The sequence below is a fragment of the Pedobacter sp. Leaf194 genome (assembly GCF_001423945.1).
GTDB lineage: Bacteria > Bacteroidota > Bacteroidia > Sphingobacteriales > Sphingobacteriaceae > Pedobacter.
In genome coordinates this window covers 1166847-1180750 of the sequence record NZ_LMPU01000001.1, presented here as the reverse complement: position 1 = coordinate 1180750, position 13904 = coordinate 1166847, and the positions used below count along the sequence as shown (strand labels likewise).

12 protein-coding genes are annotated in these 13904 nt (G+C 39.7%); 10 read left to right on the top strand and 2 right to left on the bottom strand.

The genetic code is table 11. The features are described from left to right. Positions 1-45: 45 nt before the first annotated feature. The 3 genes from ASG14_RS05270 (at position 46) to ASG14_RS05260 (ending at position 5388) form a co-directional block, all read left to right on the top strand. A complete protein-coding gene (locus tag ASG14_RS05270) occupies positions 46-534 on the top strand; it encodes a cytidine deaminase (RefSeq protein ID WP_056869946.1) in 489 nt (162 codons plus the stop codon). A gap of 23 nt (positions 535-557) precedes the next feature. Further along, positions 558-2237 carry a PNGase F N-terminal domain-containing protein gene (locus ASG14_RS05265; RefSeq protein WP_056869945.1) on the top strand — a complete coding sequence of 560 codons (1680 nt, stop codon included), beginning with the start codon at positions 558-560 and terminating at the stop codon, positions 2235-2237. A 265-nt stretch (positions 2238-2502) separates the two neighbouring features. After that, positions 2503-5388 carry a DNA gyrase/topoisomerase IV subunit A gene (locus tag ASG14_RS05260; protein ID WP_056869944.1) on the top strand — a complete coding sequence of 962 codons (2886 nt, stop codon included), beginning with the start codon at positions 2503-2505 and terminating at the stop codon, positions 5386-5388. A gap of 165 nt (positions 5389-5553) precedes the next feature. On the opposite strand, the gene ASG14_RS20380 is transcribed toward ASG14_RS05260, so the two are convergent. Both ASG14_RS20380 and ASG14_RS05245 read right to left on the bottom strand, forming a co-directional pair. Continuing rightward, positions 5554-8826: a DUF559 domain-containing protein gene (locus ASG14_RS20380; RefSeq protein WP_162238711.1), complete on the bottom strand. Its 3273-nt coding sequence runs from the start codon at positions 8824-8826 to the stop codon at positions 5554-5556. Between the two features lie 240 nt (positions 8827-9066). Next, entirely contained in the window at positions 9067-9471 is a 405-nt protein-coding gene (locus ASG14_RS05245; protein ID WP_056869943.1) for a hypothetical protein, read from the bottom strand. 202 nt (positions 9472-9673) lie between these two features. Here ASG14_RS05245 and ASG14_RS05240 point away from each other — a divergent pair, with 202 nt between their 5' ends. Genes ASG14_RS05240 through ASG14_RS05210 form a run of 7 tightly spaced genes read left to right on the top strand, consistent with a single transcriptional unit; the run spans position 9674 to position 13834 of the window. Continuing rightward, positions 9674-10552 (top strand): ABC transporter permease, encoded by an 879-nt coding sequence (locus ASG14_RS05240; RefSeq protein WP_056869942.1) that lies wholly within the window; start codon positions 9674-9676, stop codon positions 10550-10552. Further along, a complete protein-coding gene (locus ASG14_RS05235) occupies positions 10552-10779 on the top strand; it encodes a DUF3098 domain-containing protein (RefSeq protein WP_056869941.1) in 228 nt (75 codons plus the stop codon). Before ASG14_RS05240 ends, ASG14_RS05235 begins: the two co-directional genes overlap by 1 nt. Before the next feature lie 37 nt (positions 10780-10816). After that, positions 10817-11020: a DUF2281 domain-containing protein gene (locus ASG14_RS05230; protein ID WP_056869940.1), complete on the top strand. Its 204-nt coding sequence runs from the start codon at positions 10817-10819 to the stop codon at positions 11018-11020. Next, a complete protein-coding gene (locus tag ASG14_RS05225; protein WP_056869939.1) occupies positions 11020-11406 on the top strand; it encodes a type II toxin-antitoxin system VapC family toxin in 387 nt (128 codons plus the stop codon). Before ASG14_RS05230 ends, ASG14_RS05225 begins: the two co-directional genes overlap by 1 nt. 18 nt (positions 11407-11424) lie before the next feature. Next, the gene (locus tag ASG14_RS05220) at positions 11425-12219 is read left to right on the top strand and encodes an undecaprenyl-diphosphate phosphatase (RefSeq protein WP_056869938.1); all 795 of its coding nucleotides are present in this window, start codon (positions 11425-11427) and stop codon (positions 12217-12219) included. A 26-nt stretch (positions 12220-12245) separates the two neighbouring features. After that, positions 12246-12977: a tRNA pseudouridine(55) synthase TruB gene (gene truB / locus ASG14_RS05215; RefSeq protein WP_056869937.1), complete on the top strand. Its 732-nt coding sequence runs from the start codon at positions 12246-12248 to the stop codon at positions 12975-12977. Next, a complete protein-coding gene (locus ASG14_RS05210; RefSeq protein WP_056869936.1) occupies positions 12974-13834 on the top strand; it encodes a YitT family protein in 861 nt (286 codons plus the stop codon). The genes truB and ASG14_RS05210 overlap by 4 nt, the downstream gene beginning before the upstream one ends. Positions 13835-13904 lie beyond the last annotated feature (70 nt).

The window sequence follows — 13904 nt, the reverse complement described above, 5'->3', positions numbered from 1 at the left end:
CCCCGCTATAAAATTTAACATTAGCGTTTTTATAAATCATTATAGATGAAATCATTAAATCTAAATATAAGTTTTGAGCAATACGCCGGCATCGATGAACTAAGTGATAGCGAGCGCCAGCTGTGTGCGCTCTCCGAAAAAGCGTTGGCGACTTCATATTCGCCTTATTCAAAGTTCAGGGTTGGCACCGCCATTCGTTTGGCCACCGGCGAAGTTGTTTTAGGAAGCAACCAGGAAAACCTTGCCTATCCTTCTGGGTTATGCGCCGAACGGGTAGCACTCTTTTCAATCGGCTCTACTTACCCAAATGCGGTGATAGAAAGCATGGCGATAACCGCCCAAACGGATAATTTCGAAATCCTGACGCCCGTAACTTCTTGTGGTGGTTGTTTACAGGTAATGGCAGAATTTGAGCGCAAACAATCTACACCGATAGAGGTGATATTTTATTGCTTAAATGGCGAAATTTTGAAAGTGCCGAGTGTAAAGAGTTTATTGCCTTTCGCTTTTGTGGAGGATAGACTGGAGCGATAACCTATATTTGTTTTTTTTAAGTTATGAAACAATTTTACCTTATCAGCGCTGCTGTTTTAAGTTTTTTCTGTAGCCAGGCGCAGCAAGTATTAAAGGCTGATTTAAATTACAGAATAGAATACTGGCGCTCTGCAGATGGCAAACCAAAGGAAGATAGAAACCCTTCTATAATTATTGCAGGCGCAAAACAAAACCTCCTTACAAGCGAAAGCATTTTAGCCGGCAAAGCTAAATTTCCTTACGAGCAAACTGTTGTTACAAAGCCTGAAAATATTTTATTCCAGCTCGCAGATTTGGGCAAGTCCAATCAGATTTCAACTTCAGATAGCACTTCAATTGGTAAACAGACTTTTGAATTCAGTTCTGAAACGAAAGTGATTTTAGGCTATACCTGTAAAAAGGCAAAAACCGTTGTAAACTCAAATACAATAGAATTATGGTATACCACGCAAGCCGGAATTAAGGCTGCGCCCACAGCCTTAGGCCAAAATCTTGGTTTGGTGCTGGAGCAAATCCGCAATGGAAACAGCTATTTAACGGCTGTAAAAATTGAAGAAGCAAAGAAAATTAAGGCTGTGGAATTAAGTACACTAAACCTGACAGATGGATTATCTTATAAAGATTTACTTTGGAAAAGCAGGTTTACCACCTTAAATGTATTTACCAATGAAACCATCAATTTTGTAGATAAGCCACAATCGTCAGATTCTATTTTCAGGTTTGCCGGAGGAACGGTTATTGCCCGAAAGGTTAGTTTTCCGGCGTGGGCTACAAACCCAAATGTTTTTGTGGATTTGACGGAACAATCTAACGGCGATGCATACGACAGAACGGGCTCCGTTTTTGTAATTCCAACGGATAAAACAGTTAGCTTGATGGATGCATTAAAGCGTTCGGTAAAAGAATTGCCGGTTTACGACAATGGTAACGGAAAAACTTACCAGGGTGTTGTTGCTACACCAACTTACAATCCGGTAATAGAACTTATGCGTTTTTTTACCCCTTTCGGCGTGGGAAAATACAATAACCTGAAGCTAAAAGATAAAACCTGGGCCGATAAGGTATATTACCGTCAGGACATTTCCGAGCTTTTTCCTTTGATAAACGGGAAGGAAGTTTGGGTAGCGGTTTTTATTGGCAATTACGATAAAGGCGGACATAAGGTATCGTTAAACATTACACTTCATAATGCGGGCAGAGAAAAGGCTGATAAAAGTATAATTATGCCTTTATTTAACTCGACTAACGTAATGGAAATGGCCGGCCAGGAATACGCAACCATGTTTAGCAGCGAAAAAGGTTTGGAGGTTTCTTTTGTGCTGGCGAAAGATGTAAAAGATGCCAAACTGCGTTACATAACAACCGGCCATGGTGGCTGGGGCGGTGGTGATGAGTTTGTTCCAAAGAAAAACACGATCTCGCTGGATAATAAAGAGGCATTTGCATTTATACCATGGCGGCAAGATTGCGGCTCTTATCGTTTATCAAATCCTGCTTCGGGAAATTTCGAAACCGGCCTTTCATCTTCAGATTTAAGCCGATCGAACTGGTGCCCGGGTACGGTTACCAACCCAAATATAATTAGCCTTGGCGATTTAAAAGCTGGCACTCATACCATAAAAGTTAGTATTCCGATGGGCTTGCCGCAAGGCTCTAGCTCTAGCGCATGGAATGTTTCTGGCGTTTTACTTGCCAAAGAGTAGTTTGTACAAATTGCAACTGGGCAAAATTTGCAGAAATTACCTTCCTAAACCTGATTGCAGCGGCATCCTTTTAGCTGTAATTCTGAGCGCAGCGACGGAACAGCTAAAAGATACAGCGTAAAGCAGGAAGAAACGTTCAAAAAGCGAAAGAACCTGCTTTTCAAATCTTCTTTAAACGAAAAATAGTCTACGGAATGTGCATAACCTCTCTGCATTCTGTGTAATCATTTTTATTATATTTACGGCTGCCAATTTTTGTAAATAGATGAGTGAAGAATTAGACCAAAACATAAACGAAGAGCACAAACATACGGTAACCCCAATTAACGGTTTATACGAAAACTGGTTCCTCGATTATGCGTCTTACGTAATTCTGGACCGTGCCGTTCCGCATATTCATGATGGATTAAAGCCTGTACAAAGGCGCATTATGCATTCGTTAAAGGAAATGGACGACGGACGTTTTAATAAAGCGGCGAATGTTATTGGCAACACGATGAAGTACCACCCGCACGGTGATGCCTCTATTGGCGATGCGATGGTGCAGATTGGTCAGAAAGATTTACTTATTGACATGCAGGGAAACTGGGGCGACCCAATTACCGGTGATAGTGCCGCGGCGCCTCGTTATATTGAGGCCCGTTTATCGAAATTTGCTAACGAAGTTGTTTTTAATCCGGATACTACGGAATGGCAGTTAAGTTACGATGGGCGGAATAATGAACCGATTACTTTGCCTGTTAAATTCCCTTTGCTATTGGCGCAAGGAGCAGAAGGTATTGCAGTTGGCTTGGCTACCAAAGTAATGCCACACAATTTTATTGAGTTGCTAGATGCTTCTATTGAAGCCCTGAAAGGCGTTCGGCCGAATATTATGCCCGATTTTTTTACGGGTGGTATGGCCGATTTTTCGAACTACAATGAGGGCCAGCGTGGCGGTAAAATCCGCGTACGTGCAAAGATTACCGAAAAAGACAAAAAAACTTTGGTAATTACGGAGGTTCCGTATAGCACCACAACAAGCTCGGTAATTGATAGCATTCTGGCCGCCAACGATAAGGGCAAAATCAAAATCAAGAAAATTGAAGACAGCACTGCTGCCCATGTGGAAATTATTGTGCACCTGGCGCCAGGCATATCGCCCGATGTAACCATTGATGCACTCTATGCGTTTACTGCATGCGAGGTTTCAATTTCGCCGAATACCTGTATTATTCAGGGTGATAAGCCACACTTTATGAGTGTGAATGATATCCTTATTGAAAATACAAAACACACGAAAAGCTTATTAAAAAAAGAACTGGAAATTCGGTTGCATGAATTGCAGGAGAAAATTTTCTTTAGTTCTTTACTAAAAATATTTATTCAGGAGGGCATGTACAAGAATTCTGAATATGAAAACGCTGCCAATTTTGATACTGTTGTTGACGTTTTGCATTTATTGTTCGACCCTTTTAAGCCATCTCTTTATCGCGAGATTTTACCTGAGGATTTTAAAAAGCTAATCGACAAGCCGATGAGTAGCATCACAAGGTTTGATGTTAAGAAGGCTGATGAGCAAATGAAAAACCTCGAGGATGAAATAAAAGTGGTAAAAAATCATTTAAAGCACCTCACCGATTACGCTATTGCGTGGTTTCAAAAGCTTAAGGATAAATACAGTAAAGGCCGGGAACGCAAAACTGAAATTCGCTTGTTCGACCGTGTTGAAGCATCAAAAGTAGCCTTAGCAAATGTGAAGCTTTACATGAACCGTGAAGATGGTTTCATTGGAACTGGCTTGCGGAAAGACGAATTTATTGCAGACTGTTCTGACATTGATGAAGTAATTGTTTTCCGCGAGGATGGAAAATGTATAATTACTAAAGTGGCCGACAAAACTTTTGTGGGCAAGGGCATTATACATGCGCAGGTGTTTAAGAAAAATGATGAGCGGACGATTTATAATATGATTTATAAAGATGGCTCGTCTGGAACAGCTTACATTAAACGTTTCGCCGTTGTGGGCGTAACCCGCGATAAAGAATACGACTTAACGAAGGGCTCTAAAGGCTCGAAAGTTTTATACTTTACAGCAAATCCAAACGGAGAAGCAGAGGTGGTAAATGTGGCTTTAAAACCGCATTCTAAGTTACGCAAGCTGCAGTTCGACCAGGATTTTGCCGAAGTTGGCATTAAAGGCCGGGGTTCGCAGGGAAATATTATTTCTAAATATCCCGTTAAAAAAATCATATTAAAAACTAAAGGTGTTTCTACTTTATCTGGATTGAAAATCTGGTATGATGATTTGCTGAAACGCTTAAATGTTGATGGCCGCGGGAAATACCTTGGCGAGTTTGATGGAGATGATAGAATTCTGCAGATTCATAAAGACGGTTACTATGAATTAAGCTCTTTCGAATTGAGCAACCATTTTGATGATGGCTTAATTTTAATTGAAAAGTTTGATGCTGAAAAGGTGTTCGCCGCAGTGCATTTTGAAGGAAAAGCACAAAATTATTTCATTAAACGTTTTAATTTCGAATTGCAATCTAATGGCAAAGAGGTTGTTTTTATCAGTGAGGAGCCAAAATCAAAGTTGTTGTTTTTAACATCAAATGCAGCAGCCAAAGTTGTTGTAGATGTTTTAAAAGGCAAAACACAAATTCCGGAAACACTAGATTTGGTGTTAGCTGATCTGATAGATGTAAAAGGATTGAAAGCAAATGGAAATCGTTTATCGCCGCATGACGTACAAAAAGTTGTTTTACAAGAACCTGAAACCTCGGTTGAAGAGGTAGAAGAAACTGAGGATGGCGGCGGAAATGACATTTCTGGTGAGGTAGATGATGTTGAACAAGACGAAGCCGAAAACCTTGAAACGGAAGAACAGTTAGTACCTGAGCAAGTTGCTGAAAACATCGTTTTGGAGAAACCCAAAGTAAAATTTGAGCGGAAACCAGAACCGGCGGCACCGCAACAACCAGTTGTTAACGAACAACCAATTGCGGAGGAAGTGCCCGAAATACGCCAGTCTGCGCCTACAAAAACAGACGAACCAAAATCAGCTGAAAAGCCAAAAGAAGAAAAACCTGTCAAAAAAGTTGATTTTGAGATTACCAATCCAGATGATATCGAAATTGACGAAAAAGGTCAGCTTGGATTGTTTTAGTCGCTACGGCAAGTTAAATAGCTAGAAAGTTTTTTCCATGCATGACTTGAATTGGATTGCAAAAGGTAAATAAGCATAAACCCCGACTTGATCTGCTCAAATCTGGGTTTATGTTATTTAAGAGGTAATGGCGATGAGCCTTACAACCAACTTTTAACTTTAGGCTTAAACTACAACATTAATAATTTTTCCTTTTACGAAAATGATTTTCTTAGGTGCTTTGCCATCTAAAAACTTGAGGAACTGCTCGTTTGCCAACAGGATAGCCTCAACTTCCGGCTGCGCTAAAGTTAAGCTCAGGTTCAGGTTCATTTTCATTTTTCCATTCACAGAAACCGGATAAGCAAATTCGTCCTCTACCAGATATGCTGGATTGAAAGCCGGAAACGCTGTGTATGACAAACTGCCCGCCGGGTTACCAAGCTGAACCCAAAGTTCTTCGCAAATATGGGGTGCATATGGCGATAGCAAAACAACCATTTCTTGTAGTATGCTACGTTTATTGCATTTCAAATCTGTTAATTCGTTAACAGCGATCATAAAGCTGGAAACGGATGTGTTAAAAGAAAACCGTTCAATATCATCCTGAACTTTTTTAATGATTTTGTGCAATGATTTCAATTCTGCCTTTGCAGGTTCTTCATCAGTAACCGTAAATTCCCAGGTTTCGTTGTGAAATAACCTCCAGAACTTACGGAGGAACTTGAACACACCCTCAATCCCGTTTGTATTCCAAGGCTTGCTCTGCTCCAGCGGACCTAAAAACATCTCATACATACGCAATGTGTCTGCTCCGTAACGCTCAATCAAATCATCAGGGTTAACCACATTGAACTTCGATTTCGACATTTTTTCTACTTCGACACCGCAGATGTAATCAGCCCCCTCACGGCCTCCCTCTGATGGAGAGGAGATGGAACCGTCCTCTAAAATAAGAACAGCATCTTTGTATTCAGGAAACCAGTTTCTGAATTTTTCAATATTCAGCTTGTCATTTTCTACAATATTCACATCAACATGCAATGCTGATGTTTTGTACTCTTTCCTCAAGCGTGCAGAAACGTAGGTATTTGTTGGCTTTCCATCAGCATCGTTGATACGATACACAAAATTGCTTCTTCCCTGAATCATCCCCTGGTTAATCAATTTCTTGAAAGGTTCTTCCTCTTTGGTATAGCCCAAATCTTTCAAAAATTTATTCCAGAAGCGGCTATACAACAAGTGGCCGGTAGCATGCTCGGAGCCGCCGATGTATAAATCCACATCCTTCCAGTAATCAACAGCCTCTTTAGATGCAAACTCTTTATCATTGTTTGCGTCCATGTAGCGGTACCAGTACCAGCTACTACCGGCCCAACCAGGCATGGTGCTAAGTTCGTAAGAATACCCTGCCCCACCTAAATCCTCCCCAGTAGGGAGGACTTCCAAATCCTCCATAAGGGCAAGTTTCTGCTTAATTTGCGTAACAACTCCCTCAGGGCTCCCAATAACTTCTTCGTTTGTAAATCGGATCACTTCATAATTATAAAGCGATAAAACTTCGGTTCTTTGCTTGTCCTGTTCTATAATTGAATCATGGTAACCGCCATCAACTTCAATAATCAAACCTTTTTTAAGGGAAATAAAATCAACAATATACTTATCTACCGGATGCTGTCTTCTAAACTTTGCACCAGTTTGATTATCCCTTAAAAACTGCCATAATATATTCTCGGCCTCTGTAGGCTCAGAACGATGTTGCTTAGCATTATCTTTTAAAACACTATAAAGCGCTGGGTCAGCTTTAGCCCGGTAAGCATCATGCGACTCCCTCCCTCCCGGGGAGGGTTGGGGTGGGGCCTGATACCTCCATCCTTCCGCTCTCGCTAAAGGCGGTTCGCCGGTTTCTGTTGGTAAATATTTATCAATCTCAGGCAGGATTAATGGCAACTCTTCCTCTTTCAATAAATACGGCAAACCATCCTTAAAATAAACCGGAATGGGCTCGCCCCAATAACGCTGGCGGCCAAAAATCGCATCACGTTGACGGAAGTTGACCTTTGCTTTCCCAACTTTTTCGGTTTCTAACCAGTTATTCAAAAACGGAACAGCTTCTTTGTAAGTTAATCCATTAATGAAACCAGAGTTAATATATTTCCCTTCCTTAGTGGCATCCGCTTGTGTCTCTATATCTTTCTGTCCATCCAAAATCTGGATAATTGGCAAGTTAAAATGTGTTGCAAATAACCAATCGCGTTGGTCACCACTTGGCACACCCATTACCGCACCGGTTCCGTAACCTGCAAGCACGTAATCGGCAATCCACAATGGAACACGGTCGCCATTAACCGGATTAATTACATAACTACCGGTAAAAGCACCAGACACAGTTTTTGTATCCGCCATGCGGTCTAGCTCAGATTTCTTTTTGGTTTGAGCAATGTAATTATCCACCTCCTGTTTTTGTTCGGCTGTGGTTAATTCGGCAACCCATTCGTGTTCTGGTGCCAAAACTAAATATGACACCCCAAAAATTGTATCTACGCGAGTGGTGAAAACTTCGATAGAGGTTTCACTGCCCTCAATTTTGAATTTTACAGACGCTCCAACGCTTTTTCCAATCCAGTTGCGCTGCATTTCTTTTATCGGCTCAGGCCAGTCGATGGTGTTCAAGCCTTGCAAAAGCCTGTCGGCATAAGCAGTGATTCTCATGCTCCACTGCATCATTTTTTTTTGCTCAACAGGGTATCCGCCACGCTCAGAAAAACCATCTTTCACTTCATCATTGGCTAAAACTGTTCCCAAAGCCGGGCACCAGTTTACAGTACTCTCGCGAAGGTAAGTCATGCGGTATTTAAGCAACTCAACTTGCTTTTCTTCGTCCGTAAATGTTGCCCAATCGCTCGGCATAAAAGATTTCACATCTTCATCACAAACAGCCTTTACATCGGCGGTGCCGGATGAATTAAATTTTTCAATTAGGGTTGAAATGTCCTCTGCCCGGTCATTTTCAATGTTATACCACGAATTGAACAATTGCATAAAAATCCATTGCGTCCATTTGTAATAGGAAGGTTCGCTGGTGCGAACTTCACGACTCCAATCGAAAGAAAAACCTATCTGATCTAACTGGCGACGGTAAGTTGCAATGTTTGCCTCTGTTGTAATGGCCGGATGCTGACCGGTTTGAATTGCATATTGCTCTGCCGGCAAACCAAAAGAATCGTAACCCATTGGATGCAAGACGTTAAAACCCTTAAGGCGTTTATATCTCGAAAAAATATCTGATGCAATGTATCCCAGTGGATGACCAACATGTAAACCTGCTCCCGATGGGTAAGGAAACATATCTAAAACATAATATTTTGGCTTTTCAGAGTTACTTTCGACTTTAAATGTCTGATTGTCGGCCCAAAATTTCTGCCACTTTTGTTCTATTTCTTTGAATTGGTAGTCCATTGCAAGTTTTAAATTTTTAAAGGGGCGAAATTACGGAAATTAAGGGGTTTAGTGAAACATAATTTTGCGCTGAAACACAAAATTTTTAAGTGCTGTACAGGTTGCTGATAGCGAATATTTCGCCATTGCGAGGTAAGAAGCCATCAGTTTATCAAACAAACACCTTCGACTTATAAAAACAAAAAGCGCCATTGGTTTAGAACCAATGACGCAAGCAAATAATCGGGGATTAAGATCTTTCTATCTTGTGAGGTAATATTTTTTAACAATATTAGTTTTGTCGATTTTAGCGGTGAATTGAAGTTGCGTACCAGAAATTGTAGAAACCGTACAATAAGACGTTCCTTCGGGGAAAATCATACCAAAGTCGTTGCCAAGCGAAACGGTATAGTTGCCGATTGTTCGTTGATTGGTTAAACTAAGTTCAACCTGATCATCTTCATTCGATTTAAAATCAAGGTAATCGTTCGCCGTGTAATTAAAGGTTCCATTTAGTGTTTGATTGCTATTACCTGAGACTTCAATTTTATTAACCGTCCATTTGCCAATCATTCTTGCCTTCAGAGAAGTTTCATCCTTTTTGCAGGAGAATAACGTGGCTGTTGCTAAAAAAAACAGGCTTAATAAGGTAATTCGTTTTTTCATTTAGGGTAGATTTAAGTTTTAGTTACGATTATTAACATCGCTTATCCAAATTTCGTACAGATTTAGCAAAAAAAGCTAATTGCGGTTACCAAATTAGCAAGAAATAATTCCAATAGTATTGCGTTAATATTCATTTAGAAAACGTTTATATTGGTGTTTATCAGGTATAATTTATATTTTCGCAAAAACAAAATTTAAATACATGGAAGAATTCGAAGTAAGTGACGCATCTAAGAAGACCAAGACTGTTTATATCTCTACGATTATAAGCATCGCTTTGGTTTTGTTAATGCTGGGGCTGCTTGGGTTGGTACTTGTACACGCCAAAAACCTGTCTAACTACGTAAAAGAAAACATCGTTTTAAACATTATTGTAGATGAAGGTGCAAAGGAAACTGATATTTTAGCTTTTCAAAAAGAACTGAATGCAAACCCTGCGGTAAAACAGACGCAATACGTTAACAAAGAACTCGCTGCCCGTAACTTAACTCAGGATTTAGGCGAAGATTTTGTGAACTTTTTAGGTTATAACCCTCTAACCTCCACCTTCGATGTTTATCTGAAAGCAGATTATGCCAACAACAAGAGTATTGATGCGCTGAAAGCCAACATCGCGAAAAACCCGGTTGTAAAAGAAGTCGTTTACCAGAGTTCGTTAATTGATATGGTAAACAAGAACATTAACACTATTGGGTTAATTATTCTTGCGTTCGCTGCCTTACTTCTGGTTATCTCTATCGCATTGATTAACAACACAATACGCCTGGCAATTTACTCACAACGTTTTTTAATAAAAAGTATGCAGCTTGTTGGTGCAACGAAAAATTTTATCAGACGTCCTTTCTTATTATATGCTGCGCTGCATGGTTTAATTGCGGCCTTTATTGCAATTATAATTTTACTTGCTACATTAATTTATGCACGTAAAGAGGTTCCTGAAATCATCATTTTAAATAACTACAAAGAATTTGGCTTTGTATTTATAAGTCTGGTTATCATTGGAATTTTCATTACTGGTTTAAGCACATGGTTTGCAGTTAGCAGGTATTTACGTTTAAAATCTTATCATCTTTACAGGTAATGGCAGAGAAAAAAACAAGTCCGGTTGCTAAGGACGTTAAAAGCGAATTGGTTTTCAACAAAAAAAACTACCAGTTATTGTTGATAAGTATGGCAATTGTTGTAGTTGGTTTTGTACTGATGATGGGCACAACCGGCGACATTTACGATTTCCGAAGAACACTGTTGGCGCCTTTGGTGGTGTTATTCGGTTTCGCCTTTGGAATTTACGCCATCCTTAAAAAATAATTTGGCACAACCAATGCATTTTTTTTAACTTTAATTCATGACAACAACTAATTTGCAAATAGAAATAAACTCACTACCTATGAATCTTAGGCAGGAAGTTGCAGACTTTGTTGAATTTTTAAAAACAAAAAACGCAACGCAACCCAAACCAAAATCTCGCGAGTTTGGGTATGCAAAAGGCAAAATTAAACTATCTGATGATTTCGACGAGCCTTTAGATATGTTTGCTGAATACATCTAATGGCTTTTCTTTTAGACACACATGCATTTTTGTGGTTTGTAGCCGGAGATAAGCAATTGCCCGCATCGATTAAAACCCAACTCAGCGACATCAATCAACCTTGTTTTTTAAGTATCGCGTCGTTGTGGGAAATAGCTATTAAGAAGCAAATAGGAAAGCTAGAATTGAAGATTGATTTTAACGAACTATTTCGATTTACAGAGCGAAATCAAATTGAGATTATTTCGATCAATGAGGCCCACCTTTCTACATTGCTTAATCTGGAATTCGCAAACAATGATCCATTCGACAAGATTATTGTATCACAAGCTATTGCCGAAGATTTAGTCTTGATATCAAAAGATAAAAAATTAAAAAACTACAAATTAAAATTAATCTGGGAATAATCCACAATTTCTAAAACTATGAATTCTTTTGAAGCGATTATCCTTGCAATTATTGAAGGACTAACCGAATTTTTGCCTGTATCAAGCACCGGTCATATGATTATTGGCTCATCTTTAATGGGCATAGCCAGCGAACCATTTGTGAAACTTTTCACTGTTGCCATACAACTGGGTGCCATTCTTTCTGTAGTGGTATTGTACTTCAAAAGATTTTTCAAATCCATAAATTTTTACATCAAATTATTAGTCGCATTTATTCCTGCGGCGATATTCGGATTATTGCTCAGCAAAAAAATAGATGAGCTTTTAGAAAGCCCGATGGCGGTTGGAATATCCCTCCTCGTTGGCGGAGTGATACTTTTATTTGTTGATAATTGGTTTAACAAACCAACCATAAATGAGGAAGAAGAAATAACTTATTTAACAGCTTTAAAAATTGGTTTCTTTCAATGCATTGCTATGATTCCGGGTGTTTCACGCTCTGGGGCAACAATTGTTGGAGGAATGACTCAGAAATTAAGCAGAAAAGTAGCCGCAGAGTTTTCGTTCTTTTTAGCTGTGCCAACCATGTTCGCAGCAACGGCAAAAAAATTGTACGATTTTTATAAGGAAGGTAACACGATTACCCACGAGCAAATTAACCTGTTAGTAATTGGTAATGTGGTGGCTTTTATTGTTGCACTTCTGGCCATTAAGAGTTTTATCGGATACCTAAATAAACATGGCTTCAGAGTTTTTGGCTGGTACCGAATAGTAGCCGGATTAATAATCATAGGCTTGCTGCTAACCGGACACAACTTACAAATTATTTAATCTGTATCTTTGCACAAAAAAATTTTGTGAGTACAGAAAGTTCAAAGTTTAAAGATTTCAGTTTTGCAGAGGGAGAGCTGCTGCTTATCAACAAGCCATACAAATGGACTTCTTTTGATGTAGTTGGCAAAATACGTAACTCCTTAAAACCATTAAAGCTTAAGGTTGGCCATGCCGGCACTTTAGATCCACTGGCAACCGGGCTGCTCATCATCTGCACCGGTAAACTAACCAAACAAATAGACACCTTTCAGGCCGAGGAAAAAGAATACACAGGCACCATGATTTTGGGCGCCAGTACCCCATCCTTTGATATGGAAACGGAAATTGATGAAACGTTTGATATCAGCGCCATCACCGAGACTGAAATTACCGAAGCCTGCAAGCCTTTTATTGGCGATATAGAACAATATCCACCTGCACATTCTGCGGTAAAAGTAAATGGCGAACGCCTATATGTTAAAGCCAGGCTCGGCGAAGAGGTTGAACTCCGAAAACGTTTTGTTTCTGTGCCCGAATTTGAAATTACCAGAATAGAATTGCCCGAAATTGATTTCAGAATCGTTTGTAGCAAAGGTACTTACATCCGCTCCCTGGTTTCCGACTTTGGTAAAAAACTAAACAATGGCGCTTATCTTTCCAAGCTCACCCGAACACGTAGCGGAAACTTTTTACTCTCTGATTCGTTTGAGGTTTTAGAGCTTGTTAATTATATTCGTAGTAAAAAAGAAGTAGCTAAAGCACAGGAGGAAGCATGAACAACATCAAAAACAAGAACGCACGCTTAATAAAAGAATTCCTTTTAATTGTTGCGGGGGTTACCTCGGCTTGTTTTGGTTTGAAAAGTTTCTTAATGCCAAGCCACTTTATAGACGGCGGTGTTACGGGTATTTCCTTATTGCTAAGCACCCTTACAGGATGGAATTTATCTTACCTGATTGTTCTAATCAACATTCCATTCGTTATTTTAGGCTACCGGCAAATTGGCAAAGGTTTTGCGTTTAGAACCGCGGTTGCCATTGCAGCACTTTCGCTAGCATTAGTTTTTCTACCATTTCAACCAATTACCCACGACAAGCTTTTAATTGCCTTTTTTGGGGGATTATTTTTAGGAGGCGGAATTGGTTTAGCAATGCGTGGAGGTTGCGTTATTGATGGAACAGAGGTTTTAGCCCTCTACATCAGCAAAAACAGCATATTAACGGTTGGCAATATCATCCTGATTTTAAATGTAATAATTTTTGCATTTGCAGCTTATTTCCTTAATATCGAAACTGCGCTATATGCCATATTAACTTATCTGTCAGCCTCTTACACCATCGATTTTATTGTAAATGGCATCGAACAATATACCGGCGTAACCATTATTTCCGAACATCAGGATGCCATAAAGAGCTTCATTATTGGCGATATGAGGCGGGGCGTTACCATTTATAAAGGTGAAGGCGGTTACGGAGAAAAAAAAGACATCGATATTATTTTTACAGTTGTAACTAAACTGGAAATGAGCAAGTTGCAAACAGCAATCCGCCAGATTGATGCCGATGCGTTTGTGATACAACAACAAATTGCCGACTTAAAAGGTGGCGTGGTTAAAAAACACGCTCTGCATTAAAAATATTTAAAAAATTATGGCGTTACCCCAAGCTACGCAAGGGGTCGGGCTGTACGCTAAATCCCCGATG